10 protein-coding genes are annotated in these 12978 nt (G+C 42.1%); 3 read left to right on the top strand and 7 right to left on the bottom strand.

The window, feature by feature from the left end; genetic code table 11:
* Window positions 1-220 precede the first annotated feature (220 nt).
* Entirely contained in the window at window positions 221-1480 is a 1260-nt protein-coding gene (locus R2Q26_RS06325) for a putative Na+/H+ antiporter (protein WP_317535506.1), read from the top strand.
* 197 nt (window positions 1481-1677) lie between these two features.
* Here R2Q26_RS06325 and R2Q26_RS06320 read toward each other — a convergent pair whose 3' ends face one another.
* From R2Q26_RS06320 to R2Q26_RS06305, 4 genes are read right to left on the bottom strand one after another with little or no spacing between them, the layout of a single operon-like run.
* Window positions 1678-2001 carry a P-II family nitrogen regulator gene (locus tag R2Q26_RS06320; protein WP_317535505.1) on the bottom strand — a complete coding sequence of 108 codons (324 nt, stop codon included), beginning with the start codon at window positions 1999-2001 and terminating at the stop codon, window positions 1678-1680.
* A gap of 11 nt (window positions 2002-2012) precedes the next feature.
* Window positions 2013-5138 carry a CusA/CzcA family heavy metal efflux RND transporter gene (locus R2Q26_RS06315; RefSeq protein WP_317535504.1) on the bottom strand — a complete coding sequence of 1042 codons (3126 nt, stop codon included), beginning with the start codon at window positions 5136-5138 and terminating at the stop codon, window positions 2013-2015.
* 3 nt (window positions 5139-5141) lie between these two features.
* Window positions 5142-6305: an efflux RND transporter periplasmic adaptor subunit gene (locus R2Q26_RS06310; RefSeq protein WP_317535503.1), complete on the bottom strand. Its 1164-nt coding sequence runs from the start codon at window positions 6303-6305 to the stop codon at window positions 5142-5144.
* 8 nt (window positions 6306-6313) lie between these two features.
* Complete coding sequence (locus R2Q26_RS06305; RefSeq protein ID WP_317535502.1) at window positions 6314-7561, bottom strand: TolC family protein; 1248 nt, start codon at window positions 7559-7561, stop codon at window positions 6314-6316.
* A 534-nt stretch (window positions 7562-8095) separates the two neighbouring features.
* On the opposite strand from R2Q26_RS06305, the gene R2Q26_RS06300 reads away from it, so the two are divergent.
* Both R2Q26_RS06300 and R2Q26_RS06295 read left to right on the top strand, forming a co-directional pair.
* Entirely contained in the window at window positions 8096-9133 is a 1038-nt protein-coding gene (locus R2Q26_RS06300; protein WP_317535501.1) for a hypothetical protein, read from the top strand.
* A gap of 66 nt (window positions 9134-9199) precedes the next feature.
* On the top strand, window positions 9200-10714 hold the full coding sequence (locus R2Q26_RS06295; protein WP_317535500.1) for an EAL domain-containing protein: 1515 nt from the start codon (window positions 9200-9202) through the stop codon (window positions 10712-10714).
* A gap of 98 nt (window positions 10715-10812) precedes the next feature.
* Here the strand turns inward: R2Q26_RS06295 and R2Q26_RS06290 are convergent, their stop codons facing one another.
* The 3 genes from R2Q26_RS06290 to R2Q26_RS06280 form a co-directional block, all read right to left on the bottom strand.
* A complete protein-coding gene (locus R2Q26_RS06290) occupies window positions 10813-11073 on the bottom strand; it encodes a BolA family protein (RefSeq protein ID WP_090571141.1) in 261 nt (86 codons plus the stop codon).
* A 238-nt stretch (window positions 11074-11311) separates the two neighbouring features.
* Window positions 11312-12067: an ABC transporter permease gene (locus tag R2Q26_RS06285; RefSeq protein WP_090571139.1), complete on the bottom strand. Its 756-nt coding sequence runs from the start codon at window positions 12065-12067 to the stop codon at window positions 11312-11314.
* Window positions 12064-12978, bottom strand: coding sequence for an ABC transporter ATP-binding protein (locus R2Q26_RS06280; protein WP_317535499.1), 915 nt, complete (start codon window positions 12976-12978; stop codon window positions 12064-12066). The genes R2Q26_RS06285 and R2Q26_RS06280 overlap by 4 nt, the downstream gene beginning before the upstream one ends.

Here is a 12978-nt window from a genome sequence, read left to right as displayed (position 1 = left end):
GGCAGGCAATGAATAGAAATTAACCAGAGCTTTTGATTCCGTTTAAGCAATTCAATTTAAATTTGTGCATATTGCATATAATTTAAGAATGCTGTCAAAGCACATTTTCCTATAGAATTCAGATCATTTTGATCATTTTCCAAGTACAGCAAATTTACAGCAAACAAAATTTCTTAAATCTCCCCACAATACAATATCTTAGATATATATAATAAATCACATGAGTGATCCGACTTCTATTCAATTAATCGCTACTGTCTTGTTTGCCCTGGCAGTGATTCATACCTTTTCTACAAAATATTTTGAGCATTTAGCCCACATCCAGCCGCGTCATGCGGGTATTTGGCATCTGCTAGGAGAGGTCGAAGTAGTATTCGGTTTCTGGGCCATGATTCTGATGCTGTTTATGTTTGCCATAAGCGGTAAGCAGGAAACCACCAGCTATCTCAACTCACGCGACTTTGCTGAACCGTTGTTTGTATTCGTCATCATGGTGATTGCAGGTACGCGTCCCATTCTTGATTTCACTGCTTCTGTCGTACGGTGGACTGCACGCTATTTGCCATTGGACCAGGGTATGGCCATGTATTTTCTGATATTAACTTTCGTACCGCTGATGGGTTCATTTATCACTGAGCCTGCCGCAATGACGCTGGCGGCGCTGATGCTGCGTGATACACTATTCAGTAAAGAAGTCTCCACTAAGCTAAAATACGTCACGGTCGGTGTATTATTCGTAAATGTTTCTATTGGCGGAACACTTACACCTTTTGCGGCACCACCCGTGTTGATGGTGGCTGGAAAATGGAACTGGGATATTTGGTTCATGATCTCCACTTTTGGCTGGAAGGCAGCGCTGGCAGTGGCTATCAATGCAGGCTCAGCCATGCTGTTGTTTCGGCATGAACTCAAACATATGGCTCAACAAGATAGCAGCAATGTCCCCAGAGTTCCGATATCCATGATATTAGTCCATTTGATGTTTCTGACAGCAGTCGTTGTGTTTGCACATTACCCTGCTGTATTTATAGGAATTTTTCTCTTTTTCCTGGGATTTGCAACTGCCTATCAACGACACCAGAACCCGCTTATCTTGCGCGAAGCGTTGCTGGTAGCATTCTTCCTGGCTGGATTAGTAGTACTCGGAGGTCAGCAGCAATGGTGGTTACAGCCAATTCTGATGGATATGGACGAGACAACCGTATACTTTGGAGCAACAGCATTGACCGCAATTACCGATAATGCCGCACTCACGTATTTGGGATCATTGGTCGAAGGTTTAAGTCAGGAATTCAAAGTAGCATTGGTTGCAGGTGCAGTAACAGGCGGCGGCTTAACAGTCATCGCTAATGCCCCAAATCCCGCTGGCTTCGCTATTTTACGTGGAAAATTTGAGGAAGAAGCCATCCACCCGCTGGGACTCTTCATTGCAGCGCTGCCTCCTACATTGGTAGCTATACTAGCGTTTCGTGTTCTGTAATCAGTAGCGCCTCGTAAAACCTGGTAGAAGATAAAATCACATAATGAATCGACACTAGAGTTCTGGATCAACGATTGGCATACCCCCTCTTATCCCAAACTGATCGTTGATTATACCTTCGCCCACGAGCACTGCCTGAAAATTTACCGACAGACGGTAGGCTGAATGTAGTTAAAGGGCATAAGCAGCTCTTTATCTCAAAGCGTACCTTTATCATGGATACGATAAGCCGCTTCAACTGACACTACCCAAACTACGCCATCATGCGGCATCCCTGTTTGGCATTCACGTACGATCACATCAACAATAGTATCTACCATATCGTCGGCAACAAGTGCCGTTACCAGGATCTTGTCCGTAAAATCAGTCAGTTCTTCACGGAGTGTTTGATGCCGACTGATAGGAGCTGAAAAACCCTCTCCCCTACATACTCCCAAGCTAAAGAAATCATGAATATCATGCAGCGCATTGCGTAATTGGTTCAGGCGCGAAGGGCGAATGATGGCGCGAATTTCTTTCATGATGACTCTCCTCAAGTCTCCACAGGTTTTTCATCAAACCAACGATACAGTGTAGGAAGTACCACTAATGTTAATAGAGTGGAAGTAATCAAACCGCCGATCACCACTATGGCCAGGGGTCGTTGTACTTCCGAACCAGGGCCAGTCGCAAATAAGAATGGTACTAAGCCAAGCATCGCCACTGTCGCCGTCATCAGTACTGGACGGAAACGTTGCTCACAGCCGCGAACAACGGCTTCAGCTACACTGACACCCTCTTCACGCAACTTGCGGATATAGGAAATCAATACCACTCCATTCAATACGGCAATCCCCCATAAGGCAATAAAGCCCACCGAAGCGGGTACCGACAAGTATTCACCGGTGATGAATAACCCAATTACCCCTCCTATCGAAGCAAACGGTAGAACCATAATAATCAGACTTGCCAGCTTGATCGAATTAAACAGCAAAAATAACAAGAAAAAGATTGCTGTTATGGTTAGAGGAACGATTACCGAAAGTGTATCCATGGCACGTTCCATATTTTGAAACTGTCCTCCCCATTCAAAGTAATAACCTGGTGGTAATTTAATTTCCTTAGCAACACGTTGCTGTAATTCAGCAACAAATCCTCCCAAATCACGCTCATGCACATTAGCACCAACCACTACCCGTCGCTTGGCAAATTCGCGGGATATTTGTGCTGGTCCATCAACAACCTGAACCTCTGCGACAGCATGAAGGGGGATTAACGCCCCTCCCCCTGCCATCATGCCATTTGGACCTGCTGTCGTACTGGGAGTACGTAATAATAGATCGTGGATAGCATCCACATTATTACGAAACTGTTCTGGATAACGCAATACTAAAGAAAAACGCCGCTCTCCCTCGAACACATGGGTAACTTCCTTGCCTCCTATCGCTGTTTCAATCAGCTCGTGTACATCAGAAACATTCAAGCCGTGACGTGCAATTGCGCGTCGATCAATATCAATCGTAAGTGATTGTTGCCCAGATAACCGCTCAATACGAAGATCTCGAGCTCCCCGGACAGTCGTGATAATGCGTGCGACCTGCTCAGACAATCGGCGCAATTCATTCAAATCATCGCCAAAAATCTTGACTGCGACTTGTGATCGCACACCGGTTACCATTTCGTCCACTCTTTGCGCAATCGGTTGGGATAGTACTATCTGAACACCAGGCAAAACCGCCAAGGCCTTTCGGATATCTTCTTCTATTTCTTCTTGGGTGCGCCCTGATTCAGGATCGATCACCACAATCGGATCGGATTCATTGGGTCCTGCTGGATCAGCAGGTGATTCACCGCGCCCGACCTTCGCCACTACAGTTTTTACTCCCGGGATTGCAGCAATCAGTTTCATCCCCTCCGTTTCTATTTTGATGGATTCATCGAGTGAAATCGAAGGTACCCGAACAATGACGGGGGTGATTGCTCCCTCCTTCATGATAGGAATAAACGATTTACCCAGAAACGGGAACAGCATAAATGATAGCCCTAATAAGCCTATCGCAACCATAATCGTTGTTTTTTCACTCGTTAATGCTGAATTGAGTAATCGCCGATAACCCGACTTAAGTAAAGCGATAATCTTGGTATCGTGATCAGCTCCTCCCTTGAGGATATAAGAACATAATACCGGTGATAACGTAAGCGAAACAACCAATGATATGGCTAACGCAATTGCGATAGTATAAGCAAGCGGACTGAATGTTTTTCCTTCCATCCCTTGGAGGGTCATTAAGGGCAAGAATACCAGGATAATAATAGAAATCCCAAAAATCACCGGTGTGCCCACTTCAGCAACTGCATCAACTATGGTGCGTAAATGTGATTCGCGCGTCCCGCTAGCGTGACCCAAACGATGAAACACGTTTTCCACAACCACCACAGTCGAATCAACCATTAGGCCAATGGCAATTGCCAATCCTCCTAATGACATCAAGTTAGCTGAAATACCCAGTTGATTCATTGCCATAAAAGTAACCAATGGCGTGATAATGATTGTTGCGACCACAATCAAACTGGAACGAACATCACCCAAAAATATGAACAAGATGATAACGACTAACAGAATACCTTCAATGAGTACCTTGACTACTGTCCACATTGCTGAATCGACCAAATCAGTCCGATCATAAAAGGGAACTATTTGAAGTCGATCAGGTAATAAACCCCGCTCATTGATATCAGCGACTTTCAACTTTACCCGTTCGACGATCTCCTTGGCATTCCCCCCCCTGATCATCATGACAATACCTGAGACTGCTTCAGTGTAACCACCTTTAATATTGGCCCCCGCACGCACTTCTGAACCAAATTTAACTTCGGCGACATCTCGGACAAATACTGGCACACCGCCGGTTTCTTTCAGCACGATATCGCTGATATCCTGCAAAGTGCGAATCAAACCCACACCACGTATCAGATATTGCTCAGATTGCAACGACAATATGTTACCGCTCGCATTCGCGTTATTTTTGGCAATAGCTTCGTCAACTTGTGCGAGTGTTAAATCATAATGACGCAGCTGGTCTGGGTTAACCAGCACATGATATTGCTTGACATAGCCACCCTGCGAGTTGATTTCTGCTACTCCAGGAATTGAGCGTAACATGGGTCGTACCACCCAGTCTTGTATGGTACGCCGCTCAGTCAACTCTTCTACAGTCAATTGACGTTGCCCATCGCTTGGATGCTCTAGGGTATATTGATATACCTCTCCCAACCCGGTTGAAACCGGCCCGAGTACCGGCGCCACTCCAGGAGGCATTCTGTTCGCTACCCCGATCATGCGTTCCATAACAAGCTGACGGGCAAAATAAACGTCTGTTTCGTCGGTAAATACCAATGTAATGAGAGACAATCCACTTTTATTTAAAGAACGCATCTCCACCAGACCAGGTAGACCTGTCATGGCAATCTCTATTGGAACAGTAACTAATCGTTCGATTTCTTCTGGACTCCGGCCGATCGCCTCGGTCGCAACTTGAACTTGAATATTGGTAACATCAGGAAAAGCATCAACTGAGAGTTTCTGAGATGCTTGAAAGCCAGCGCCAACCAAAATAAGCGAAATAACCGCCACGACAAGGCGCTGCTTGAGCATTGCACGTACAATTGAGGCTAGCATGATTTATTCCAGTTCAGCGAGTTTGCGCACATTATCAACATGAAAAGCGCCTTCTAAGATGATATTTTGCTCATCAGTTAATCCCTTGAGCACGGGGCGCATTTTATCAATCTCATGACCTAGTTCGACTGGTACACGCAAGAAACGATTATTGCCTTGATCGACAAACACATAGTCGATATTGGAATCACGTACCACTGCACTTTCAGGTACTACCAGGCTTCGATGGGGATTCTCCGTAATAAGCATTTTTGCTAGCATCGCTGGCTTGAGTTTACGCTGCGGATTCACTACTTCCGTGCGCACCATCACTGTTCTGGTCAATGGATTAACCGTATCAGAAACAAAAATGATTACACCATCGAAGCTAATATCACCTAATGCCGGCACTTGAATCTCCACATGTTGACCTTGCATCACATGCCGTGCAATATGCTCAGGTACATCTCCTGTAGCCCACACTGTTGATAAATCAGCCACTGTGAATAATTTATCTGAAGGCTGCACAACCTGTCCAATCGCAACATTTCGTTCAACAACGACACCTGGCATAGAAACGGTAATGGGTGCAGAAGGGAGTATCTGCCCACGTTTCAGTAAATCGGTTAATGCTTTATTGTCCACTCCCAATAAACGTAATTGATCTTTTGCTGCGCTAAAATCAGCACGAGCCACTTGCAGCTCTGATTCACGCCGCTGCAATTCAGCTGCGCCTATTACATCGGCTGCAAAGAGCTGCTGTGCACGAGACGCTGCCCTGTCTGCAAGCTGCATCACAGAATTTGCACGTAGATATGCTAACTGTGCTTGCGTAAGCTCCGGGCCGGCTATTCGAGCTAATATCGTACCCACTTTCACTTCATCTCCGAGCTTAGCGAGAACCTCAACGATACGCCCAGTAACGTTTGCACCCACTCGAACAAGCTTGTGTTCATCTATCTCAATTTGACTAGGCACTCTTATTCTGTCGGCTATATTCATTACCTTTGGTATGCCAATTTTGATCCGTTGCATTATTTCTGGCTTGAGGGTAACGCTATTGGGGTCAGCTTCCTTTGCTTGTGCAACCTTTTCACCTTCAGGTGCTGAAGAATCGTTCTTACCACAAGCTGTTAAAAACAAAGTGATAAGTAATACAACTCCAGTAATTAAAACTTGAACATTCATACGAAGAGTCACTCCTTGGGATAATGAGCGCGTAGACGATCGATTTCAGCAGCGGCTGATTGTAATTCAAAATAGGCTTGCAATAATTCCGAGCGCGCAGTGCGCAATATACGCTGCGTATCGAGTACTTCAATAAAACCACGTTCACCCAAACGAAAAGCAGCTTCTGCTACACGCAATGCATTCTCAGCTTCCTGGATAATCCCGCCCTCATACATTTCTACTCTCCGTTTCGCAATCTGCATGGCCTGCCAGGCGGATTCAAGTAAGCGATTGATCTCGTAACGACGGTATTCCAAGGTCTCACGCACTCGAGCAGAATCGAATATGGCACCATCAATTTCACCGCGGCGACGATAAAACAGAGGAACTCTGACACTTAACCCAGCCGTATTCGAAGTAAATTGTCTATCCTGAAAATTGCTATATAGAATATTCATTGAAGGTAGAACGGAAGCGCGCTCCTGTTCGATCCGCAGTTGAGCACGATTCTGCTCTGCCTCCAAACGGAGAATTTCGGGATTAGCAGCCAGAACTTGTTGATACAGCTCTTCAAGAACGGGTAATTCAACCGGTTCATTGAGGGAATTTTGAATCGCAAAATCAGGCGGCAATGCACCTGCAGTAAGCTGGAAGAGCGCCACTCTTGCTCGTTCTGCACTTAATAAGGCTGCTTCTTTTCTACTTGCCGCAGTCATGACCTCAGTATCAGCCCGGATCAATTCAAAGCGCGCTGACTCACCGACCTCAACACTTAGCTTGATACGTCGCTGTATCTCTTGCATCACATCGAAAATAGCCGTTTCCACAGCCGCTTGCTCTCGGCGAAGCAATAGCTCATAAGCGCGGATACGTAATTGTGCTGCAAGATCAGCGCGTACCTGATCAAGGCTGGCGCGATTTGCTTCTACATTTGCCTCTGCTGATCCAATTCGGGCTTGTCGAAAAAAAGGATTCTCTATGGGTTGGCTGACAGTCACCGTACGCTGCATTGTTGCCGGACCGGTAAGTTCAAATGGAAGTCGACGTGTGTCCGGACCGGCCATAACAGTCACTTCGGGATTTGGATAAGCTGATGCGCTTACCACACCCGCCTCAGCAATATTAACTTGTGAACGAGCGGCAAGGACCAAGCCATTAACTTCCAATCCCAGACGCTGTATCTCTTTAATTGAGTATTTAGTGGCTGATTCTTTAGCCAAAGCAAAAGAATTAAAAGAAAAAAATAAGCAGAGCAAGATATAAATTTTCTGCATATGAACAAACTCTAAGTATTTAATAAATTTTTAATTTTTAATGAAGTTACATTAGCGCACCTCGAAATGGGCTCGTGCACTATAGGTCATTAAGTGGATATTTGTCCATGCTTTAAAGGATATTGACATTATTGTCATGTAACAAGTATTTACTTGTTTTTTTGCTGATCAGAATTTAATTAAATTAACCGCCGTCAACTATACATGACAGAAAATGAATACAAGCTGAACAAGTTGAAAAAAGCGGAATATAAATTTGTTATTTAATAAATTTCTGTTTTTCTCAATTCTTGAATTCGCCATTGAATTGATATAAATGATTTTGGTATTGTGATTTTTGGTGCTAAGGTACTGATCTAAACAATATGTTGGTTAAAGAAATTCTTGAAAAGAGTATGGGTCAAACTTTTTTTACATATCTTATAATTTTTGTTTTATCTATTTATTTACTTCCTAACTTTTACCCAAAACTTGATGAACAGAAACTTTTACCCATCTCCCATCTATTATTCATTAACTTATTACGTATGATTTATGAATCTACATCTCCTCATCCCAGGCTTATTTTGGCCTGAAGCTGGAAGGTCTGAAGTTTATGGCGGCTTGTCTTTATCTGCTTTAGAAGTCATTCTAGCCAAAAGCCATTGTGCCGAGAGCCAGTCTCAAGGAATAGAAGAATGGCTCTGTCAGACTTTCGGTGTGTCGAAGCAGCAAGACTGGCCAATTGCACCAATCATGTTACAACTGGACGGGACAGACGAAAAACCTGACCAGAATGAGTATTGGCTGCGCGCTGATCCAGTTCATCTCCGCATTCAGAACAATCATATGCTGTTAGCTGACAGTCAAGTTTTCTCAATTTCCTTAAAGGAATCGATACAATTTGCCGATACTCTCAATCAGTATTTCAGCAAAAGTGGAATCGTATTTTTACCACTCCACCCTGATCGCTGGTATGTCCGTATTGCCAAAATACCTTGCTTGCAAACCCGACTACTCAGTGAAATGATTGGTAAAAATATCAATAATCTGCTCCCAATTGGAGAAGATAGTTCAGCATGGCACAGCATTTTTAATGAGATACAAATGCTGCTGCATACCCATCCACTTAATCAAGAAAGAGAAGAGCGTGGCGAATTGGCGATCAATAGTATCTGGTTCTGGGGGGGAGGAATGATGCCACAGAATATATGCTCTACTTTTAACCAAATATGGTGTGACCATGCTTTCACCCATGCCCTCGCAGTTGCAAGTGGCATAGCCAGCAATCCACTTCCTCATGATGCAACAATGTGGCAGCGACAAGCCAAGCCAGGTAACCATTTAGTAGTACTTGATACTCTGTGGGGAAAAACTCAATACAGGAATATATATGAATGGCGTGAATGTTTAAGTTCATTCGAACAACGCTGGTTTATACCCTTGCTCGAAGCAATGAAAAAACGAGTAATTTCTCAATTGACAATTACTGTTTTAAATGAGGATAGCACAAGAAATTTTATAATGTCGCATAACAGTTTATGGAAGTTCTGGGCAAGAGCTAAATCCTTATCAAGTTATGGACTAAATTGATCAAGATAAAATGAGCAAGTTTAATTTCTCATACACAATTTTTAATTTTTATTAATAGTAATAAGAATGAAAACCCAAGTGTTTTCTAAATTTAATGTGGTCAAATTCTATCTTGTTGCAAGCATTGCCATTGCTACAACAGGATCACTGACTGCTATCAATTATTTCATAATCGAATTAGAGCCACAGATCATCAATATTTTATGGATTATTCTGATCATAACTATATTTGCTATGATCATCCAGATCACACGCGCAGAAAAATCTTTAGCAAAACATCAAATAATATTTAGAACCCATAAAGAAAGGCTTACTAACGAAATCAAGTATCGGCTAAGGGCCGAGAAAACTTCTTCAGAACATAAAACTAGATTACAGATCATTGATGAAAACTTTCCAGTTATGCTCGCATATTTTAATACTGAACAGTTATGTTGTTACCATAATCGAGCTTATCGCTTATGGTTTGGATTAAATGCAGAACAAATCGATAATCGATATATGCGAGAATTTTTAAATGAACATTTTTATCATGGAATTAAAAATTGCATCAATCATATTTTAGCTGGCGAGATAATACAAAATAAACGAATACAAAAATTAACTAATGGTTCAACATGCCTCATTATTGAGCAATTCGTGCCTCATTTTGATCCAAAAGGGAAAGTCATCGGATTTTATACTCTGTATACACCTCGTATTTTGCGAGAAAACCAACAATTTCATGATGTAGAAACACAAGAATATACAAAGTCAGAAAATATTCTGACTCAAGATGGCAGCAATGATAAGGGAACAACTAAAGAAAGTGAAAGCAAGTATTCTTCATCTGCGTCAATAAATTCCGCTACGCGGCTTATTCAAGCTATTGAGCAGGATAAATTCCACTTATATTATCAAAATATTATTTCGACAAAATCAGATTCAAATCCATGTGCACACTATGAGATTCTGATCAGGATGGTTGAAGAGGAAAATAATCTTATACCACCGGGAGCATTTTTATCTTTTGTCGAGAAATATAATCTGATGCCACGGCTGGATCGCTGGGTTGTCAGTAATATAATAAAGTGGTTATGCACAAACAAAATAAATTCAAACATAATGTTTTGCATAAACCTTGCCAGAGACACGTTAAGTGATCTTCAATTCACTGATTTTGTAGAAAAACAGCTACAGGAATCAAATGTTCCCCCACAAACTTTATGCTTTGAGATTGAAGAGTCAGATGCCAAATCAAACCTCGAGGCTACCACAATCTTTGCTCAAAAGATTAGGCAGATAGGTTGCAAAGCATCCTTATCAAGCTTTAATCATGACCGGGCTTCATTTGATTTATTAAAAACCATCAAAATCGACTTCCTGAAAATAGAAGGCAGTTTGATCTGTAATATATTGAATGATCCGACAGATCTAGTCAAAGTAAGAGAAATTAACCGTATAGCCCACCTTATGAAAATCCAAACCATTGCAGAATCTGTTGAATCGCTTGAGATTGCTGAGAAGTTACATGAAATGGGCGTTGATTTTGCTCAGGGATTTGGTATTGCTCAACCACAATCACTTAAAGAGCTTGAATAAGTGCAATATTAAAAAACAGTGCCGCTATGGTAGCAACCATAGCGGCAATCCTTTTCCCATCACATACTAGAGAATAGCTTTCATCACATCAACCAGCTCTAAGCCTTCTGCCCAGCTTGTTTATATTCTTCCCATTGTTCAGGGGTAAGTGTTTTCATAGATAACGCATGGATCTCTTGCTTCATTTTATCCCGTAAGACCCGGTAAACCAGCTGATGTTGCTGAACCATACTTTTTCCTCTGAATTGGTCACTGACAATAATGGCACTAAAATGACGCCCATCTTCTCCTTCTACCTGAATCCATTCACAAGGCAAAGATGTTTCAATACATTCCTTGATATAACCTGAGGTAATCATTTTCGATCCTTTAAAGAAATAAATACATCATTGGATTTCATGTTGCTGAACTACTAACAATAAATCAGAGAAACTCTTAATAAGTTACTGAGCAAGATTAAAGAGCAAGCCAAGTAGTGTCCAGAAAACAAGCCATATCAATAGATAAATGAGTTTTCGAGTACCAGCAAACGCAGTAATTGCTTGTACAGGGACTTATTCAGAGTTTCCTTAAAAAATCCGACAAGATACAGGTCGCCTAATGGCGAATTTTATAACCGCTCTTTAACATCCATACTGTCAGCCAGGAAACCACTGCTAAACACGATATCACAACTACTAAACTAAAATAGGGTGAAATATCCGATGTTCCCAGGAAACCGTAGCGAAGTCCGTCAACGATATAAAAAAAAGGATTCAAGTGTGATAAATATTGCCAACCGGAAGGAAGAGAATAAATTGAATAAAATACACCTGATAAAAATGTCAGCGGCAAAATAACAAAATTCTGGAACGCAGCAAGTTGATCAAATTTTTCTGACCAAATACCAGCAATGATACCCAATGCACCCAGGAGCATACTGCCTGTAATCGCAAACAATAAAACCCATAAAGGCAGCTGTAGTGGCACTTCATATAATATCATCGTCGCACCATAAACACCCAAGCCTACTAATAAGCCACGCACTACCGCAGCTCCAATATATGCCAGGAAAATCTCCAAATAAGATAAAGGCGACAATAAGATAAATACAATGTTACCGGATATTCTGGATTGAATCAGACTAGAAGATGAATTGGCAAAAGCGTTTTGCAAAATGGCCATTATCACTAAACCTGGAATTAAGAATGAGGTATAAGAAATTCCTTGATATACCTGTACACGCGTTTCCAGGACATGGGAAAAAATCAGCAGATAAAGCAAACTAGATAAAATCGGAGCCAGTATCGTCTGGAAACTTACTTTCCAGAATCTCAGTAACTCTTTATAAAATAATGTGTAAAAACCAATCATGATACATCCGAAGATTCAACACCCATGATTCTTACAAAAACTTCTTCCAGATCAGGCTGTTGTAATTGCATTTCCAGTACTTGTATATGCTCGGAACGCAGTACTGCAAGCAACGTTTCAACCTGGAAATAATCTTTTATTTTGAAAATATGTAAACCCTCATGACTGCTTCTAGGCCATTCTTGCAAAACGGTCGGTAATGTCTCAGAAGAAAGCCGAAGTTGGATTGAGAATCCCTGAATACTATTAATAAGGTTCCGAATACTATCTAATGCAACAATTTTACCCTGCTTGAGCATAGCAACACGATTACATAATGCTTCTGCTTCTTCAAGATAATGAGTAGTCAAGACAATTGTATGCCCCTCGCGGTTTAGTTGGTTAATAAAAACCCATAGTGCCTGCCTTAGTTCTACATCGACACCCGCAGTGGGTTCATCCAGAATGATCACAGGAGGTTTGTGCACTAACGCCTGGGCTACCAATACACGCCGTTTCATTCCACCCGACAGTGCACGCATATTGGTATCAGCTTTATCGGTAAGATCCAAGCGATGCAAAATCTCATCTATCCAGACATCATTCTTTCTTATGCCGTAATAGCCAGATTGAATGATAAGTGCTTCTCTGACAGTAAAAAATGGATCAAACACCAGTTCTTGAGGCACAACACCAAGATTTTTGCGTGAATTAACGTAATCAGTCACAACGTCATGCCCCATAATTTTAGCGTGACCACTCGTTGCCAGTGTCAATCCCGCAAGGATACTGATAAGTGTCGTTTTTCCCGCACCATTAGGACCTAGCAAAGCAAAGAATTCACCAGGATTGATTGAAAGATCAATATCTTCCAAAGCAGATAAAGCACCATAACGCTTATTAAGCTGATGGATTTCAATTGCTGCAACCAT

The sequence above is a fragment of the Nitrosomonas sp. Is37 genome (genome assembly GCF_033063275.1).
GTDB lineage: Bacteria > Pseudomonadota > Gammaproteobacteria > Burkholderiales > Nitrosomonadaceae > Nitrosomonas.
This window is presented reverse-complemented; position numbering and strand designations above follow the sequence as displayed.